Origin of the sequence: Desulfobulbus propionicus DSM 2032, assembly GCF_000186885.1 — a bacterium.
Classification (GTDB): Bacteria; Desulfobacterota; Desulfobulbia; order Desulfobulbales; family Desulfobulbaceae; genus Desulfobulbus; species Desulfobulbus propionicus.
Map to the genome: position 1 here is coordinate 1872586 of NC_014972.1, position 18281 is coordinate 1890866.

The 18281-nt window shown below is 60.3% G+C and carries 13 protein-coding genes; 9 read left to right on the plus strand and 4 right to left on the minus strand.

What is annotated here, in order from left to right; genetic code table 11:
• Window position 1 precedes the first annotated feature (1 nt).
• From DESPR_RS08145 to DESPR_RS08160, 4 genes are all read right to left on the minus strand, one after another.
• On the minus strand, window positions 2-211 hold the full coding sequence (locus DESPR_RS08145) for a DVU_1557 family redox protein (RefSeq protein WP_015724327.1): 210 nt from the start codon (window positions 209-211) through the stop codon (window positions 2-4).
• The gene (locus DESPR_RS08150; protein ID WP_015724328.1) at window positions 208-2514 is read right to left on the minus strand and encodes a pyridine nucleotide-disulfide oxidoreductase/dicluster-binding protein; all 2307 of its coding nucleotides are present in this window, start codon (window positions 2512-2514) and stop codon (window positions 208-210) included. Before DESPR_RS08150 ends, DESPR_RS08145 begins: the two co-directional genes overlap by 4 nt.
• Window positions 2515-2615: 101 nt before the next feature.
• Window positions 2616-5333, minus strand: coding sequence for a molybdopterin-dependent aldehyde oxidoreductase (locus tag DESPR_RS08155; RefSeq protein WP_015724329.1), 2718 nt, complete (start codon window positions 5331-5333; stop codon window positions 2616-2618).
• A gap of 422 nt (window positions 5334-5755) precedes the next feature.
• On the minus strand, window positions 5756-6937 hold the full coding sequence (locus DESPR_RS08160) for an iron-containing alcohol dehydrogenase (protein WP_015724330.1): 1182 nt from the start codon (window positions 6935-6937) through the stop codon (window positions 5756-5758).
• Window positions 6938-7528: 591 nt separating this feature from the next.
• Here DESPR_RS08160 and DESPR_RS17220 point away from each other — a divergent pair.
• The 9 genes from DESPR_RS17220 to DESPR_RS08205 all read left to right on the plus strand — a co-directional run bounded on the left by DESPR_RS17220 (window position 7529) and on the right by DESPR_RS08205 (window position 18198).
• Complete coding sequence (locus tag DESPR_RS17220) at window positions 7529-8137, plus strand: hypothetical protein (protein WP_015724331.1); 609 nt, start codon at window positions 7529-7531, stop codon at window positions 8135-8137.
• 250 nt (window positions 8138-8387) lie between these two features.
• A complete protein-coding gene (locus DESPR_RS08170; protein WP_015724332.1) occupies window positions 8388-9224 on the plus strand; it encodes a cytidylate kinase-like family protein in 837 nt (278 codons plus the stop codon).
• Between the two features lie 650 nt (window positions 9225-9874).
• Window positions 9875-10804 carry an NAD(P)/FAD-dependent oxidoreductase gene (locus tag DESPR_RS08175; RefSeq protein WP_015724333.1) on the plus strand — a complete coding sequence of 310 codons (930 nt, stop codon included), beginning with the start codon at window positions 9875-9877 and terminating at the stop codon, window positions 10802-10804.
• A 32-nt stretch (window positions 10805-10836) separates the two neighbouring features.
• A complete protein-coding gene (locus DESPR_RS08180; RefSeq protein ID WP_015724334.1) occupies window positions 10837-11145 on the plus strand; it encodes a thioredoxin family protein in 309 nt (102 codons plus the stop codon).
• Between the two features lie 13 nt (window positions 11146-11158).
• Entirely contained in the window at window positions 11159-13042 is a 1884-nt protein-coding gene (locus DESPR_RS08185) for an aryl-sulfate sulfotransferase (RefSeq protein ID WP_015724335.1), read from the plus strand.
• Between the two features lie 294 nt (window positions 13043-13336).
• Window positions 13337-13696, plus strand: a complete 360-nt coding sequence (locus DESPR_RS08190) for a gamma-glutamylcyclotransferase family protein (protein ID WP_015724336.1) — start codon at window positions 13337-13339, stop codon at window positions 13694-13696.
• 357 nt (window positions 13697-14053) lie between these two features.
• The gene (locus DESPR_RS08195) at window positions 14054-15433 is read left to right on the plus strand and encodes an MFS transporter (RefSeq protein ID WP_015724337.1); all 1380 of its coding nucleotides are present in this window, start codon (window positions 14054-14056) and stop codon (window positions 15431-15433) included.
• 271 nt (window positions 15434-15704) lie between these two features.
• Window positions 15705-17588 (plus strand): sensor histidine kinase, encoded by a 1884-nt coding sequence (locus DESPR_RS08200; protein WP_015724338.1) that lies wholly within the window; start codon window positions 15705-15707, stop codon window positions 17586-17588.
• The gene (locus tag DESPR_RS08205) at window positions 17560-18198 is read left to right on the plus strand and encodes a response regulator (protein WP_015724339.1); all 639 of its coding nucleotides are present in this window, start codon (window positions 17560-17562) and stop codon (window positions 18196-18198) included. The genes DESPR_RS08200 and DESPR_RS08205 overlap by 29 nt, the downstream gene beginning before the upstream one ends.
• Window positions 18199-18281 lie beyond the last annotated feature (83 nt).

Sequence of the window (18281 nt, forward strand, 5' to 3'; positions counted from 1 at the left end):
CTCATTTGTCCTCCAGCAGTTGTTCGACTTCCAGCATCTTGCCCATGGCCAGGCTTTCCGGCACGAGAACGAAGCCGCATTGCGGGCAGGCCATGAGTTCGACATTGAACACGGAATGGAGATAACGGACATTGACCTTGGCCGGCTGCAGCGGTTGATGGCACGCCGCACACTGCCAATCCGTGGCCTCGATAAAGGAAAAGGTGCTCATGGGGTCTCCTGGGGCAGGTGCATGCGGTGGCTGTAGCCGTTGTGCAGGATGTAGCCCGCCGCGGTCGGCTCGTATTCGATCCAATAGGTCACCCGTACCGGCTTGAGGCAGGCCAGGCGATGCTGGTTGGCCGGGTTGATCAGGTACCTGCCCGTGGCCTCGGCGTGATGAATCACCTTCCGCGCTTCGTCCTCAAGGATGTGGCGGCTGTTGAGCCGATCCATCACCTCCGGGCTGACCAGCAGGGAAAGGGCGGTGTGCTCGGGCCGGGAGGCGGCGGTTTCTCCCCACAGGTCGGTCAGCAACTGCTCCTTCAGCCGGACTCGGTTCTCGTGCCGCAGGGAAAAGCCGGGATTGGCCCGGCCCAGGGGATCGCTGCCGTCGGACGCGGCAAAGAGATAGTCAAGCAGGTGGGCCACCGGCCGCCCGGCAGCGGCCAGATTGTCGCGGCACATGGCGCAATAGGCCAGGCCGCACTGTTCGCTCCGCTCCGCCTTGACCAGGGCGGCCTTGCGGCCGAGCTGCTGGTCGGCGAACTGCATCAGGCCGCCATAGCCGCAGCAGTCGGCCAGTTCGCCGTTGTAGGCGTGCTCGACAATCGGGAGGCCGAGCTTGGCGCAAAGGCTGCGCACGCTGGCGCGCATCGCCTGCTGCCGCCGGGCGGTGCAGGGATCGTGCAGGGCCAGCGGTGCGGTCGGCGTGGCGGGAAGGTCGGTCGGCAGTTCCAGGCCGTCGAGCACCTCCCACAGAGAAATGGTTTCGATGTCCGCGGTAAATTCCTTGAACACGGACAGACAACTGGAACAGGCGACGATCACCCTCGGCCGTCCCAATCGTTCGATCTCGGTCTTGAAGTGGTGCAGGGTCTGCTGGAACACTTGCCGCTGTCCGGCCCAATGGGCCGGGATGCCGCAGCAGTCGAGCATCAGGCCGACGCCGCCTTCCAGGAGCGAGGCCAGCAGGTCGTAGGTTTTTTTGACCGTCTCGGGGGCTGATCCGGCCAGCTGGCAGCCGGGATAGAAGAGATGGCGGCTGGCGTTGGTTCCCGGCTGGTGACGACTGAGGCGGCAATACTCGCTTTGGCTGAAACGCATGTCTTCCAGGGCGAAATCATGCGGCGACGGCGGCATGTGATTGCTGTCGACCATGTCCTGCCGGGCGGCGCGGCACACTTCGGCCACGGGAAAATCGTTGGGACAGATCACCGTGCACTGGCCGCAGAGGCTGCAGGCATTGATCATCCGGTTGGCGTTGCGGGTGCCCTGGACAATGGCCTGATTGTTGTACATCTTGCGCACCAGGGTCTTGGGATATTCGTTGTACTGCCGCAGATAGACGCACTGTTTGACGCATTCCATGCACTCGCAGCGGATGCAGCGGCTGGCCTCGGCCCGCGCCTCGGCAGCCGTGTAGCCGCTGTCCGGGTTGGCCGGAACGATTGCGGCCAGCGACGCATGACCGGTGGTGACGGTCACCATGCGGGTGGTGCAGCTGCCTTCCTTGTCGCGCTGGGCGGTGAGCGAAACCTTCTGCAGGAAGCGTTCGATCGACAACGCGGCCCGGCGGCCGTTTTCAACCTGCTGGATAACCGAAAAAGGATTGCCGGCCTCGGTGCCGCCGCCGGCAAAACAGCCGTCGCGGCCAAGGGCGAGGGTCAGGGGATCGGGGACACCCTGCGGCAAGGGAAGCAGGGCCGGGTCAACATCGTCCCAATCGAAATACACCGCGTCGGCGTGGCCGATCAGGGCCTCGATGGCCTGCGGATCAAGGGAAGTTGCGGTGCGCAGCACAACGCCGTATCCGGCAAGGGTGGCTGCGGCTTGGGCAAGCGCATCGTTTGGCAGTGTCGATTCGGGCAGACGGCAGAGGCTGCCGCCAAGCGTGGCGCTGCCGGTGATCAGGGTGGTCGCCCGTCCCTTTCGCATGAGGTCGAGGGCGGCGGTCATACCCGAGAGGCCAGCGCCAATGATGGTCACCGCACCCTGTTTGGCGGGAAGTTTCGGCAGTTTGACCATGGTCTGGGTGGTGCTGACACAGTATTGTTCCAGCCTGCCGATGGCGAGCGGATCGCCGATTTCGCCGCGTTTGCAGAAAGGCCGGCAGGGCTGATCGCAGAGGCGGCCGACGATTTCCGGAAACGGCATGGTCCGGTCGAGGATTTTGCGGGCGTCGCGCACGTTGCCGTTGGCCAGGCAGGCCATGAAGGCGCGGACATCGACGTGAATGGGACAGGCGGCCGTGCAGAATGGCTGTTCTTCCTGGATGCAACGGGATTCGAGTTCTCTGAGCTGCGGTTGATCCATGGCAAAAGGGGAGCGTCTGGAGTGATGAACCGGAAAGGGGAGGCAGGAGGTACATTTCCCGACCTCCCCCTATTTAACCAGCTAACGGATGAGACAACACCTTATTTGGGCATGGCGGCCAGCACCTTCTCCGGCAGGGCCGGGAGGTGACGGATGCGTGCGCCGCAGGCGTTGTAGATACCGTTGATCACCGCGGCGTGCGGCGCGGTCAACGGCATCTCGCCCACGCCGGAAGCGCCAAAGGGGCCGTCCGGGCGCGGGGTTTCCACATAGAGGATCTCCATGTTGTCCGGGATCTGCTTGATGTACGGGAAACCGGCTCCGGCAAGCGTCGAGTGCTTCTTGATGTCCTCGAAGTCCTCGGTCAGCGCCAAACCGATACCCTGGGCCAGACCGCCGTAAATCTGGCCGTCGACCACCAGCTTGTTGACCACCTTGCCGACATCGGCCACGCAGACCATGCTTTCCACCGTGGTCTTGCCGGTGGCTTTTTCCACGGCCACCTCGGCCATGAACAGACCATACATGTAGCAGCAAAACGGCTTGCCCTGACCGTTGGCGTCGCAGTCATTGGCCGGTGCCGTCCATTTGCCGCGCACCTTGGTCGGAAGACCTTCGGCCACCATCTCCTCATAGGTCCGGTAGCTGCCGTTGGCCTTTTTCATCGACTTGATCAGATCCTCGCAGGCCACCCGGATCGACTGGCCGACCACCACCTGACTGCGGCTGCCGCCGGCAGGACCGGAGTTGGGGCACTTGCTGGTGTCGTTCATTACCAGCTTGATCTGGTTGACGGAAAGCGCCAGTGGCCGCAGGGCCTCGTGGGCGGTGGCCAGGGTTCCCATGTCCGCGCCTTGGCCATGATCCTCCCAGGCGTTGTAGACGGTCACCGTGCCGTCGGGATGCAGCTCGACATCGGTTTCGGCGGTGTCGGGGCCATCCAGACCGGCACCGTAGATGCCGATGGCCACGCCGACGCCTTTCTTGACGGCATCGGTGGATTCCGCCGCCACCCGTTTCTTGGCCGCCTCATATTTGGGCCGCAGCTTGTCGATCATCTCCGGCAGTGAATACACTTCCGGGTCCTGGCCGGTGGGGGTGGTCGCTCCTTGGCGGTAGACGTTCTTATAGCGCAGTTCGAGCGGGTCCATGCCCAGTTTCTCGGCCAGTTCGTCCATCAACACCTCGGAGGGGAACTCGGCCTCGGGTGCGCCGTAGCCACGGAAGGCGGCGCCCCAGGCATGGTTGGTGCATACGGTGCGGCCTTCGCCACGGATGTTGGCGATATCGTATCCGGCACCGATGTACTGGGCGCCACGCAGGGTCAGCAGGTCACCGAACTCGGAGTAGGGACCGTGATCCACCGACCAGTCGGTTTCCATGCCCAGCAGTTTGCCGTCCTTGCTCGCCGCGTACCGCACCGTGGTCCAGAAGGGCGAACGCTTGCCGGTGTAGATCTGCTGCTGCGCATAATCGTAACACAGGTAGACCGGGCGGTTGGTGGCCATGGCGGCCGCACCCACCAGGGCTTCCATGGTCGGGCTGAATTTGTAGCCAAAGGTGCCGCCGGTGTTGTTCTGGATCAGAACCAGGTTCTCCGGTTCCACGCCCAAACCGGGGGCAATCATGTACAGGTGGAGATGGATGCCGATGGACTTGGAGTGGATGACCAGCTTGCCGTTGTCGTCATGGTAGGCATAACCGACATCCGGTTCGATCGGCAGATGGGGTTGACGGCTGGTGTAGTAATCGCCCTCGACCACCACGTCGGCCTTGTCGAAGACGGGCTTGGTGTCCTCGCCCTTGGCGATCTTCTGGATGTAGTAGATGTTGGGGGTACCGGGATGGATCTCGATCGCATCCGGTTCCATGGCCGCCGGCGCGCTCATGTAGGCGGGCAGTTCTTCCAGCTCGACCTTGACTTTCTTGGCCGCGGCCTTGGCGTTCTTCTCGGTGTCGGCGCAGACAATGGCCAGGGCGTCGCCATACTGGAACACCTTGGTGTCGCACAGGATCGGGCGATCCCAGCCATCCCCCTTGTTGGTGGGGAAGGTGATCAAACCGGTGATCCGGTTCTTGCCCTTGATGTCCTTGTGGGTGACCACCTTGAACACGCCGGGCATCTTCTCGGCCTCGGAGGTGTCGATGGAGAGAATGTTGGCATGCGAAACCTCGGCCTGAACCAAGGCCAGGTGGAGGGTGTTTTCCGGAAGCTGGAGGGCGGAGTCCGCACCGAAATCCCAGGTGCCGGTCACCTTGGCGGCAGCGCTGGGGCGCGGCATGCTGGTGCCCAGGACCTTGCCGTCCGCGGGTATCTTGTAGGCCAGATCCTGCATGCTGATCTCGCCTTTGAGCACCCGCACCGCGTCACGGACCGCGTCGACCAGCATCTTGTAGCCGGTGCAGCGGCAGGCGTTTTTATATTTCTGGAACCATTCGCGAATTTCTTCGCGGGACGGATCGGGATTGGCATCGATCAGGGCCTTGGCCGAAACGATGAAGCCCGGGGTACAAAAACCGCACTGGGCGCCGCCGTGCACCATCCAGGCCATTTGCAGGGCATGGAGATCCTGGGGGGTGCCGATACCCTCGATGGTGGTAATGGCCGCGCCGTCGGGAACGCGTTCCATCTTGGTGATGCAGGAGCGGATCAGTTTGCCGTCCATGATCACATTACAGGCGCCGCACTGTCCCTTGCCGCAACCGACCTTGGTGCCGGTGAGGCGCAGGTTCTTGCGGATAACGTCGGACAGCAGGTCAGCACCCTCGGTGACCACCGACCGCTCGATCCCGTTGACGTACAATGTTTTTTTCTGCATGAGGTACTCCCATGAAAGTTTGAGATAAATCAACGCGGCCTTGCCGCATGGTGTGAAATCAGGCCGAATGACGACCCCGCGGAAGGGGGGCCCGGCAGAGCCGTCCAATTCAGCCCGACAAACGGATACACGACACGCAACCAGACAGCCTGGGCCGCGTACCCCGCTTGCATTCTTGCCGTTTTGCGGATCAGAGGCGCAGGGTCACAAGGAGTAAAGGCCCTGCGCCTCCTTTCCGGTGGAAACGTGAAACGCGGGACGCGAAACCGCGCCCCGCAACGCCAACCACAGCGTAACTTGGGTGAAGAATGCCGGTGAAGCCCGCACAGGCCAAGTCAGGGAAAACAGGGGCAGGCTCCACCGGAGTTTGTGAAAGCGGTCGATGGTTCCCGCGCGGGAGCACGGGAACCATCTTGTTTGTCTTACAGCGCGGCGGTGTAGATCGCCTTGACGTCGGCGTCTTTCGGGCAGCGCGGGTTGGTCAGACCGCAGGCATCCTTCTGGGCATTGGCCACCATGGTGTCGATGTCGGAGGCCTTGACTTCCTTGCCATACTTCTTGCCCAGCTCGATCAGGCCAGCCGGGATGCCGATGTCGGCGGACAGCTTGCGGATAGCCACCAGGGCCAGCTCGGCGGCGTCGCGCGGGGCCAGACCAGCGGTGTTCTCGCCCATCAGCTCGGCGATCTTGACAAAGCGGTCCATCTTGGCGATTAGGTTGAACTTCTCCACATGGGGCAGGAGAATGGCGTTGCACTCGCCGTGCGGCAAGTCATAGAAACCGCCCAGCTGATGGGCCATGGCATGGACGTGACCCAGGCTGGCGTTGTTGAAGGCCATGCCGGCCAGATACTGGGCAAAACACATGCCTTCGCGGGCTTCGATGTCCTGGCCATTGGCCACGGCCGGACGCAGGTACTTGGCGATCAGCTCGATGGCCTTCTCGGCGGCGGAGTCGGTCATCGGGGTGGCGATGGTGGACACATAGGCCTCGACCGCGTGGGTGAGGGCGTCCATGCCGGTGGCGGCGGTCAGTGCCGGCGGCATGCCAACCATGAGCATCGGATCGTCGACGGCGATGCCGGGGGTGACGCGCCAGTCAACGATGGCCATCTTCACGTGACGGGAGGTGTCGGTGATGATGCAGAAGCGGGTCATCTCCGAGGCGGTGCCGGCGGTGGTGTTGACCGCCAGGTAGGGGGGCATGGGCTTGGAGGATTTGTCCACGCCCTCGTAGTCATGGATCTTGCCGCCGTTGGCGACCACCAGGCCAACGCCCTTGCCGCAGTCATGGGAAGAACCGCCGCCGAGGGTGATCAGGGAGTCGCAGTTCTCTTTCTTGTAGATGTCGACGCCGTCATGCACGTTCTTGTCGGTGGGATTGGGGATCGTTTCGTCATAGACCACGTAGGCCATGCCCGCGGCTTCCAGCAGGTCGGTGATCTGTTTGGTGATGCCGGCACCGGTGATGCCCTTGTCGGTGACGATCAACGGCTTGGAACCGCCGAGGGCCTTGATTTTGTCCGGGATCTGCTTGGCGGCGCCAATGCCGATCAGGGTTACAGAGGGAATGAAATAACCGTAGACTTGTTCACGAACTGCCATAATGAAACCATCCTTTTGTAGTGTTAGGGTTCCTCTCGTCCTACCTAAAATTCCTGCCTCTCTTTGGTACCAATGAAACGCGTACCCTTCTAAAGGCAAAGGGTGTGCCATGATAAAAATATATTATTTTCAACAGGTTGAACCCGGTTTTTCCGGAGCGGAACTTTCCATAACCGACTAAAAGCGACAGGTGAAGAAAACAGCGTGTCAGGATGCCCCGGTCAACGGACACGGCTGGCTAAAACGACTCAGCACAGCAATGACGGTCAGCGAACGGGCAAACGAGGCGCAACGAGACAATCTGTCTGTGTCTTGGTGGAAAAGAAGAGGAGAAGGGGAATAAAACAAACAGACTTGGATAATATATTCGTAAAATCTATATGTTATCCGCATTGGGTCAAAAAGTTACAGTAAAAAGAAGGGAAGGGGCAGAATGACCGGGTGAGGTAAAAACGCTGATTTCAGCGACGAGAAAGTGCGAAATATTTTGCTGTTTATGTAGGAAAACCATGGAGTTGCTTTTCTTTCTCTCCCTAGTGTGGTAGGACAAAGCCATTCGTTAACCCTTTTCTTTATTTTATTGAGCGCATCATGTGTACTTCCCCTTCCTATCCGCAACTGACCCTGGCCTTACCGCCCTCCGCACTGACCGGATTCGCTTCCCTCCTGCAGCACGGCATCCTCTTTCCGGTGGAGCGGCCGGCGGCCGTTCTGCCCTTTCTTCTTGCCCTGCCCGGTTTCAGCGCTGATTACATCGAAAACACGGTGCAGACCATTTTCATCAACGGCGTGGCGGCCGACAGCCTGGACCGCGATCTCGGTCCAGGTTCCACCCTGGCGCTGTCTGCCGCCATGCCCGGTCTGGCCGGGGCCATTTTTCGCCGCCAGGGCGTGCATGGCAGCCTGCGCAGTCGGCCAGCGACAACCAAGTCCTCCGTTGCCACCGATTCGGGTTTTATCACCCTCAAACTGTTCAACTCCATTGCCACCGACCGGGTGCAGGATCTGCTGAGCATGGGATTTCTAGTGTCCGGCAAGGCGCTGCACGATTTTGCCGCCATGCGGGAGGCGTTATTTCAACCGCCGACGGTGGCCACACTCGATGGCAAGGCCGTGGACCACGCCGAGTTGCTGCGCCTTGCCGCTGCCTGCCCGATGTTGATGGTGCGAAACGTGGCCGAGCCAATGGCCACCCCCTAAAATAGGGGTTGCAATCTTGGTTGGCGCGGGCAACTATGGTATTGAATCCTTGATGGAAGGAGGCGCGGTGGGGACACCCGCGCGGGTGAACCGCTCGCCGTGCGTACCTTGAGAAGGGTGCACGGCGCGTAATTGCGGATGCCCTGTAAAGTGTCACCACCGGTGTCGAGCCGATTGACCGTTTGTTTACGATCATTCCTGACCGGGCGCTCAGTCGGTTTTCCCATTCCCTTTACAATGGAGAGATTTTATGCCTATTGTCACCATCTCACGCGGTTCGTACAGCCGAGGCAAGGACGTCGCTGAACAGCTGGCCCGGAAGTTACATTACGACTGCGTTTCCCGGGAGATTCTTCTGGAAGCATCCGAAGAGTTCAATATCCCCGAAATCAGCCTTGTTCGCGCCATCCACGATTCACCTTCCATCCTGGAACGCTTCCGCCACGGCAAGGAGCGGTATATCAGTTATTACCAGTACGCCTTGCTCAAACATGTGCAAAAAGACAATGTCATTTATCATGGTTTGGCCGGGCAGTATTTTCTCCGGTCGATCCCCCATGTCCTCAAGGTGCGCATCCTGGCCAGCATGGAAGACCGGGTCAAGGAAGTCATGCGGCGGGATCAGGTATCACGGCAGGACGCCGAACATCGGCTGCGAACCGATGACGAGGAGCGCCGTCGGTGGGGACTCAAGTTGTACGGCATCGATACCTGGGACAGTCGGTTGTACGACATTGTTTTGTTGATTGACAAGTTAACCGTCGACGACGCGGCGGACTTGATCATGGAAACCGTGAAAAAACCGGTGTTTCAGACAACCGCCGAAGCGCAGCGGATCCTTGACGATCAGGTCTTGTGCGCGAAAATCCATGCCATGCTGGTAAACTTCTCCCTGATGATCGAGGTGCAGGCCCACGACGGCGTCATCACGCTGTGCAACATCGGCGAAGTCCTGCGCTCGGATGAAGGCCTGCGGACGAAGATTGAAGGAATGATCAAGGATATCGAGGGGGTGAAAGAGATAGAGTTCACCGAGAAATCGTGTGCCAAACGGGACCATGTCAATCCTTTTTACAATATTGGCTAGGAACGCAAAACCGATCCAGGTGAACGGCGCGGCGTAACGCCCGGGGGAGCGGGAGTGCTCCCCGTTTTTCGCCCGCTCTTTTTCGGATTCGGCGCTTTCTTTCACCGCACCTCCAGAGAGGGGAAGCGCCGATCACGCCCACCGTTGTCGGTCCATGTGGACCGTGACCGGCAGACAAGCAAACCGTCAGGATCAATCCTTTCGTCGCGGGGCGTACAGAAAGCCCCAATCGCCTCAACCACAGACCACCCCGTCCCGCTGGACAGGGTTTCCTCATAGGGGTTCTTTGCGCATCCCCGTCATCCGTCTTTCCAGCTCCTCGCAAACCGCTCATTCCACGGCGGCCCTTTAGATCGTATTTCGTTGAATGTGTGTACAGGCAAAAACGAGAATCGCTCAGATCCAACGGGGAGTCCACATTGCGCCAGCCTTGGTTTTCTTTTCTTCCTCGAAAAATTAAGCGCGAAACCTCGTAATTTTGCGAGTTGTTGACCAGGTCCCTTTTTCTTTAAATGACCACCACGAACAAAGGCGCACCTATCTGCAGCCGGCGAGAATGACCCGCAGACAGGTCTCAAGATATCCCCGTGTCACAGGGGACACTTCCATCACACGATTTTTGGCCGCGCAGGCGGTCAGGGAGGCAATTCATGGAGAATATCTACGATGTCGTCATCGTCGGCGCCGGGCCTGCCGGCATGACCGCGGCCATCTATGCCATCCGGGCCAACATGAGGGTCTTGATGCTCGATCGGCTCTCACCGGGCGGACAGATGATCAACACCAACGAGATCGAAAACTACACCGGTGCCGGTAAACTGAGCGGCGCCGAGCTGGCGATCAAGATGTTCGAACACACTCAGGAATTGGGGGTGGAATTCGACTACAAGACTGTGATCGACATCAGCAACGGCGGTCCGCTCAAGACCCTCACCTGTGAAGAGGACAACACCGTCTACCAAGCGCGGGCGGTCATTCTCGCCACCGGTACCGTGCCCCGGCGGCTCGGCGTGCCCGGCGAGGATCAGTGGGCCGGCTCCGGCATCAGCTGGTGCGCCATCTGCGACGGCGCCCAGTATCGCGACAAGGAGGTGGTGGTCATCGGCGGCGGCAACTCGGCGGTCGAGGAGTCCATCTACCTGGCCGGCATCTGCACCAAGTTGACCATCGTCACCATGTTCGACCTGACCGCCGACCCCAAGGCCTGCGACCAGCTGCGCAGGATGGCCAACGTCACCATTTACCCTTATCAGGAAGTGCTGGAGTTCACCGGCGAGGACCGTCTCACCGGCGTGCGCTTCAAATCGACCAAGGAAGACGCCACCGAGCGCTACGTGTCCTGTGACGGCGTGTTCGAGTACATCGGCTTTCAAGCCTCTTCCCAGGCCTTTGCCAAGCTCGGCATCGTCGACCGCACCGGCTGCATCGAAACCGATGCCCGCATGCGCACCAAGGTCCCGGGCATCTTCGGTGCCGGCGACATCACCGTCAAACATCTGCGCCAGATCGTCACCGCCTGTTCCGATGGCGCGGTGGCGGCCAACAGCGCAGCCTCCTACGTCGAATCCCTTAAACAGTGACCTCTTTCCCCATAGCCAAGGAGCAACCAGCCATGATCACCGAAATCACCGAAAAAGAGTACGAGTCGCTCGATCACGCCGCCCCCAAGCTGATCGAGTTCTATTCCAAGACCTGCGGGCCGTGCAAGATGCTCTCCTTCGTCCTCAAGGACATAGCCAAGCAGAAGCCCGAGTTCCCCATCTACATCATCGATTTCGACGAGAATCGGGACCTGAAGGAACGCCTCGGCGTCAAGGGCTTTCCCACCATGCTGTTCTTCAAGGACGGCACCGAGGCCAGCCGCCTGGAAGGCCTCAAGCAAAAACCCGCCATCATCAAAGCGATCGAAGCGATCGCCTGACAAGGAGCCTGTCATGAGCACAAAAGTCCGTTATATCAGCGAGGATCACCTCATCACCCGCCAGAATCGCGCCGAAAAAGAATTTCTCGCCGCCTTCCAGACCGAGCAGCCAACCTTCGGGCAGCCCAAGGTGGTGGTCAACCCCTACCTGATCAATCCGCTCTGCGCCCTGGTGCTGTTCACCACCCCGACTCCCGTGGCCCCGACCCTCACCGTCCACGGCAAACGCTATGAGCGCGAGAACCTCACCCACACCTTCAAGGCGGCCACCGAGCACATCCTGCCCGTGCTCGGCCTCTACGAGGACTTCGCCAACACCGTGACCGTCAGCCTGCCGGGCGGCGAAACCACCACCCTGACCATCCAGACCGGCAAGCTGCCCGGCGACGTGTGCCGCTGCCTCAACATCCAGGCCTCGCTCGACTATCTCGGCGACAACCTCATGTTCCTCACCCCGGCCGGCAAGAATCTGCCCGTCGCCTACGATTACAAGGGCGATATCCGCTGGATGCTCACCGAGAACACCATGTTCGACATCAAGCGGGTGCGAAACGGCAACATCGTCACCGGCTCCAGCCGCTTCTGCCACATGCCCTACAACTGCACCGGTCTGATCGAGATCAACCTCTTGGGCAAGATCTACAAGGAATACCGCATGCCGGGCAACTACCACCACGACCACTTCGAGATGGAGGACGGCAACCTCCTCGCCCTCACCCAGGACTTCTTCCGCGACACGGTGGAGGACATGTGCGTGCTGCTCGACCGCAACACCGGCGAGATCCTCAAAACCTGGGACTACCGCGATGCACTGCCCATGGACGTGGCCGGCTCCGGCTCGCAGGACGCCCATGACTGGTTCCACAACAACGCCGTCTGGTACGACAAGCGCACCCACAGCCTGACCCTGTCCGGCCGGCATCAGGACGCGGTGATCAACCTCGACTACGAGACCGGCAAGCTCAACTGGATCATCGGCGACCCGGAAGGCTGGCCGCAAGACATGGTCGACAAGTACTTCTTCAAGCCGGTGGGCGACCTGTCCAAATTCGACTGGCAGTACGAGCAGCACGCCTGCGTGGTCTGCCCGAACGGCGACGTGATGTGCTTCGACAACGGCCAGTACCGCGCCAAGTCCAAGGAGAACTACATCGAGAACCGCAACAACTTCTCCCGCGGCGTCCGCTACCGCATCGACACCGACAAGATGGAGATCGAGCAGATCTGGCAGTACGGCAAGGAGCGCGGCCAGGAGTTCTTCAGCCCCTACATCTGCAACGTCGAGTACTATGACGAGGGGCACTACATGATCCATTCCGGCGGCATTGGCCGCGAGGACGGCTACGCCGCCAAGGCGCTCGGACCCTTCCTCAACGCCGACGCCCCGAACGTGGAACTGCGCTCGATCACCGTCGAGGAAAAAGACGGCGTGGTCCTCTACCAGCTGGAAACCGAAGGCAACTTCTACCGGGCCGAGAAACTGCCGCTCTACCACGGCGGCGACAACCTGGTGCTCGGCGACGGCAAGTTGCTCGGCAGCCTGGAAGTGACCGAAGAGTTCGACACCGTGCCCGAGGCGGAGGAGGTATTTACCCTGCCGTCCTCTTTTCATAACATCTTCATCGAGGAAGACGAGGACCGGTTCGTCTTCCACGGCCGGTTCGAGAAGGGCACCCTGGCCATGCTCTGTCTGGAGAACGAGAAGGAGAGCCACAACTACTTCCTCAATACCTCGGCCACCTGGCATCTGGCGATGTGCTCCGGCGCCTTTCTGGAAAAGGACGAGCGGGACATCAAGATGCATGTGAGCAAGCTGGGCCTCAGCGGGGTGTTCAAGGTCAAGTTGATCATCAATGACAAGAAGTACCAGACCGGGGTGACCATCTGCTGTTCATGATCATAGCGTAGCCTCACCTCCTGCCCCCGGGCAGAAGAGATCACCCCGGTTACCGGCCGGGCGCGGGATCGCGGCAAACACAACCGCTCTTCCGCGCCTTGCGCAGTGCCGGGGTGTTTTGTTTGCCGCCACAACCAGTGGTGACCGGGAAGAGGCGGAGGCGGGTGAGAAAACCGTCAAAAAAACATGCGGTAAAATAGCGTTGCCCTGTTGCGATACGGGTGTATCATGCGTTCCGTACACGGCACTGTTTGTTGAGCCTGCGTGCGCGGGAGAATGAACGAGGAGAGACGCATGAATCAGTTCCTTTTTGTCTATGGCACGCTCAAACAGGGCTTCCCCAATCATTCCCTGATGAAAGGAGCCTATTGTATCGGTGCCGGTCATACCGCCCGGAAATTCGCCATGTACAAGCACGTCGTCCCCTACGTGATCAAGGGCCAGGCCGTGACCCACATCCATGGCGAAGTCTACTCCATCCACCCCTCCATGCTGGAGACATTGGATCTGTTTGAAGGCAATCCGGTGTGGAATTGCCGCGAGCTGGTGGATGTGGTCCTTGATGCCGATGCATCGCAGGTATCGGCGTGGATGTACTTCAGCGATACCGCCGTAGGTGATTTGGTCGAATCCGGCGTGTACACCAGAGACTGATCATCACATCCAAGCCGAGTTTCTCGGCACGCTTTCCGAACGACCGCCACCACGAGCTGTTTTCGCACCGCTGTCGGTGGTGCGTGCCGCTTGCCCACCCGATCCCCAATCAATTGGCCGGCCTCATCCCTTGCTCCGGCACACTCCCCGTTCCCTTCGCCCCAGCCCCTGCTTCCCTTGTTGGGCATCGCATGATCGCCCACCTCGTAAGATGAAGTCCAAAACCTCGTAAGTTTGCGAGTTGTTGGCAAGGCCGCTTTTTCTTTTAATGCCCGACACGCACAGAACAGCCGACCGGTGTGGCCGGCCCCGGCATCGATCACGGATTTGATCCCCACAACAAGGAGCGAGGAACTCATGCAGCACGAACTGAACGACACCACCCCCTGCGGCCTGGGCGACAAGTCCGGCATGACCGGGCGTTTCGCCAACAATTACTTCGACGGCATCCCCGTCCGCGGCATCCATGCGACCCTGTTCTTCATCATCATGGCCGCCTACTTCTTCGAGCAGTTCGACAACTGGAACTTCGGCTTCGCCGCTCCGGCCATTGCCCAGTCCTGGGGCCTGAAACCCACCGACATCGCCACCATCCTTTTCTGGTACTTCATCGGCATGACCTCGGGCGGCTTTCTCGGCGGCGTCATTTCCGACTTCATCGGCCGGCGGCCAACCTTCCTCATCTCCATCGTTATTTTCTCGGTGAGCTCGGTGATCACCGGCTTCACCAATGACTTTGTCGTGTTCACCCTTTTCCGGGCGTTGACCGGTTTTGGCGTGTTCTGCATGATGGTCACCTCCCAGGCCTACATTGCCGAGATGGCGCCCTGCGAGAGCCGCGGCATGTGGCAGGGGAGGGTGGCTGCCATCGGCTTCTGCGCCGTGCCGGTGGTCGCCCTCATCTGCCGGATGGTCATTCCCATGGCCGAGGAAGCCTGGCGGTTCATCTTCTATGCCGGTGGCCTGGGTGTGGTGCCTTTTGTGCTCGGCCTCAAGTACCTCAAGGAGTCGCCCCGCTGGCTGGTGGCCCATGGCCGCATCAAGGAGGCCGAAGAGATTGTCACCTACCTGACCGGCAAGGATATCGACCTGTCCGAGGCCGCCAAAAACGTACAACCGAAGATCGCCGTCACCGACGTGCTCATCGGCATGTTCACCCGCAAGTACATCGGCCGCACCTTGTTGATCATGCTGCTGTTCGTCTGCATTACCCCAGCCGGCTTCCTGCTGACCACCTGGACCACCCAACTGCTCAAGATGCTTGGCTTCTCTGTCAAGGAGAGCCTCACCGCCATGACCATCATCAGCGTGGGCGTGCCTGTGGGCTGTTTTCTCAATTCGCTGGTCTCCGACCTGGGCGGCCGCAAACTGCCGCTGGCCGTTCTCAGCGTCCTGGCTGCGATCACCGCGCTGATCTTCGGCGGCATGAAGAGCCTCATCCTGCTCACCATCCTTGGCTTCGCGGTGACCGTTTTCAACATGGCGCTGAACTTCACCCTGTTCTCCTACACAGCGGAGAGCTACCCGACCCGCATGCGCAACACCGCCACCGGTTTCCACAACGGCCTGGCCCGACTGTCGGTGTCCGCCTCCCAGCCGCTGATTCCCATGATCCATGCCTCCTACGGGTTCGCCGGCATCTTTACTTCGGTGGCCATCCTCTTCTTCCTGCCGGTCATTCCGCTGCTCATCTGGGGCCAGCGTACCGGCGGCAAGAGTCTGGAGGAAATCGAATAACCCTCCGCCAACATGAGAGCGATGCAAGGGAAACCGGTCCGCAGAACCGGTTTCCCTCTTCCCCAGTGTGAGACCAGCCGTGCTTCGCTGCAACGGCGACCAACGGATATTGCGTTGTGGTCATGGATCGCCCGAGCGGTGATCGACACAGCCAATGTTTTCCCCCATTGGGACGTTTTTCCATTTCCTCCCTCCTCCCTGTACGCTATAAACCATGGAGTATAGCGTAACGTTGCACTGCAGCTCTCCACCATACTGGAGCAACGAGGCCATGTCCGAGAGAACACCGCAGCCGTCAACCGTCCTTGCCTGTTTGTCGATCCTCCCCTGCCTCCTCGCCCTGCTGCTCATCGGGCCAACGCCCCTTCGGGCCGCAGAATCCCAGCCGCTTGGCGACAATGAAAAACGGGTCGTGATCCTCTACTCGCAGCCGCGCGATTTTCCCGCCACCGAAATGGTGGAACAGGGAATCCAGGAGGCGCTGAACGCGGAGCGGCGTTTGACCGTCCAGCTCTTTTCCGAGTATCTCGATCTCTCCCGCTTTCGTGATACCCCCCAGCGTCAGGCCTTGGCGGACCTGCTTGATCAGCGCTACAGCAATGGCCAGATTGCCCTGCTCATCTGTGTGGACGTCCCGGCTGCCTTGTTTCTCATGGAATATGGGGAGCAACTGTTTCCGGAAATCCCGGTGGTGATGTGCGCCATCCCCGAGCGGCTCAAGGATTCCTTGCTCGCCTCGCCGCTTGGCGGACGGGTCAGTGGTATCATCGAGCCCGCCCTGGTGGCGCGGCAACTGGTGGAATCGGCCTTTCTGTTCAAGCCCGCCACCAAGCAGGCGGTGCTGGTGGCCGGAGCTTTTGAAAACGACCAGGCCCGTGCCGTTGCCCTGCGCGAGGCGCTGCAAACCGTGCGGCCGGATGTGGAACTGATTGATCTGACCGGACGTTCGCTGGGAGAGATTCTGGAACGGTGCGAGAAGCTGCCGCGGGATGCGGTCATTTTTTTCTCGACCCTTTTCGTCGACGGCAAAGGTCGCAGTTTTGTGCCCAAAAATGTCCTGCAGTCGATCGCCGCCGTCACTGACAAGCCGATTTTCGGCCCCTACGAATCCTATATGGGGTATGGAATTGTTGGCGGTCCGTTGATTTCCCTGCGCCTCGAGGGCAAGATGGCCGCCGAGGCGGCCTTGCGTATCCTGGGAGGCCAGCCCTTCGAGGCTGGATCGTTCAGCGGCGTCAACACCCAGCGCACCCTCTATGATTGGCGGCAGCTCAACCGCCATGCCATCGCGGACACTCTCCTGCCACCCAAGAGCACAATCCTCTTTCGTGAAGCAACCCTCTGGGATCAATATAAGTATTCGCTGATCGGCATCGTGGCCCTGGTCACCTTGCAGTCGCTGCTGATCATCGGATTGGTGGTCAATCTCCGCCAAAGAAAGAAGGCGGAGACCGCGTTGCGTGCCAGTCAGCGAGAACTGCAAACCCTGGCCGGACGTCTGATTTCCTCGCAGGAGGAGGAATTGAGCCGCTTGGCGCGCGAATTTCATGACGATTTTGCCCAGCGTCTGGCCGCGGTGGCCATCGAGACCGGGACCCTGGAGATTCACTCGCAGCAGCTCGACCCTCCGGCCAGAGAAAAGATCGGTCACGTCAAGGATCAGCTGATCAGGCTCTCCGATGACATTCACGCCATCTCCAGGGAACTGCACCCGGCAATTCTCAAGGATCTCGGCCTGGGGCGGGCGGTCAACTCCCTGTGTATCAATTTTGCCGACCGCGAGAATATTCCGGTGGATTGTCATTTCGAGCCCCTCCCCGACGATATTCCGCCCCAGACCTCCCTGTGCATCTACCGGGTGATCCAGGAAAGTCTGCGCAACATAGCCAAGCACGCCCGTGCCCGGCACGTCGATATTTCCCTCAAGCTCTCGGCCAATCATCTGCTGGCGACCATCGAGGACGACGGGGCCGGTTTCGAGCCCAAATGCGCCCGCCACACCCCGGGCATCGGTCTGGCGAGCATGCGGGAGCGGGTTCAATACGTCAAGGGCGAGTTCACCATCCAGTCCGAACCTGGACAGGGAACGGTGATCGAACTGTCCATTCCCCTGCAGAGGGTGGAGTATGAAAAAACCAAGAATACTGTTGGCTGATGACCATCGCATGGTGGCCGAGGGGCTGCGCGGCCTGCTGGAGCCGGACTATCAACTGGTCGGCATCGTCGAGGATGGCCGGGCCCTGCTTGAGGCGGCGGACCGGCTCATGCCCGACGTGGTGGTGGCGGATGTCTCCATGCCGCTGCTGAACGGGATCGAGGCGGTACGGCAGCTCAAGAAGAAAAACAAGGAAATCGCGGTGGTCTTTCTCACCATGCACCTCGATGTCGCCTACGCGGCCAGTGCCTTCGAAGCCGGCGCCTCGGGATATGTGCTCAAACATTCGGCTCCGTCGGAGCTGCTGGTCGCCATCGGCAGCGCGCTCAAGGGACGAACCTACATCACGCCGTTGCTGGCCGGTGAACTGCTCAACTACCAGCGCAACCGGCCCAGCGGCGACCAAGAGGGCGGGGTTGCCCGTCTGACCGCACGCCAGCGCGAGGTGCTGCAGTTGATTGCCGAGGGACTTTCGGTCAAGGAGGCCGCCGCCGTGCTCGGTATTTCCTCCCGCACGGTGGAGTTTCATAAATACAGCATGATGGAGATCTTGGGACTGAAAAGTTCAGCTGAATTGATGCGCTTTGCCGTCGAACACGGCATCAAGTGAATCGGCGGTCGAGGCGGACGGAAGGCAAAGAAAACCTGCTCAAACAAATGACTGCTTGAGCAGGAAGGAGAGAGGGGCGTTCC

Coding starts and splice junctions, on each gene's coding strand:
- DESPR_RS08145 (WP_015724327.1), bottom strand. CDS start 211: ATGAGCACCTTTTCCTTTATCGAGGCCACGGATTGGCAGTGTGCGGCG.
- DESPR_RS08150 (WP_015724328.1), bottom strand. CDS start 2,514: ATGGATCAACCGCAGCTCAGAGAACTCGAATCCCGTTGCATCCAGGAA.
- DESPR_RS08155 (WP_015724329.1), bottom strand. CDS start 5,333: ATGCAGAAAAAAACATTGTACGTCAACGGGATCGAGCGGTCGGTGGTC.
- DESPR_RS08160 (WP_015724330.1), bottom strand. CDS start 6,937: ATGGCAGTTCGTGAACAAGTCTACGGTTATTTCATTCCCTCTGTAACC.
- DESPR_RS17220 (WP_015724331.1), top strand. CDS start 7,529: ATGTGTACTTCCCCTTCCTATCCGCAACTGACCCTGGCCTTACCGCCC.
- DESPR_RS08170 (WP_015724332.1), top strand. CDS start 8,388: ATGCCTATTGTCACCATCTCACGCGGTTCGTACAGCCGAGGCAAGGAC.
- DESPR_RS08175 (WP_015724333.1), top strand. CDS start 9,875: ATGGAGAATATCTACGATGTCGTCATCGTCGGCGCCGGGCCTGCCGGC.
- DESPR_RS08180 (WP_015724334.1), top strand. CDS start 10,837: ATGATCACCGAAATCACCGAAAAAGAGTACGAGTCGCTCGATCACGCC.
- DESPR_RS08185 (WP_015724335.1), top strand. CDS start 11,159: ATGAGCACAAAAGTCCGTTATATCAGCGAGGATCACCTCATCACCCGC.
- DESPR_RS08190 (WP_015724336.1), top strand. CDS start 13,337: ATGAATCAGTTCCTTTTTGTCTATGGCACGCTCAAACAGGGCTTCCCC.
- DESPR_RS08195 (WP_015724337.1), top strand. CDS start 14,054: ATGCAGCACGAACTGAACGACACCACCCCCTGCGGCCTGGGCGACAAG.
- DESPR_RS08200 (WP_015724338.1), top strand. CDS start 15,705: ATGTCCGAGAGAACACCGCAGCCGTCAACCGTCCTTGCCTGTTTGTCG.
- DESPR_RS08205 (WP_015724339.1), top strand. CDS start 17,560: ATGAAAAAACCAAGAATACTGTTGGCTGATGACCATCGCATGGTGGCC.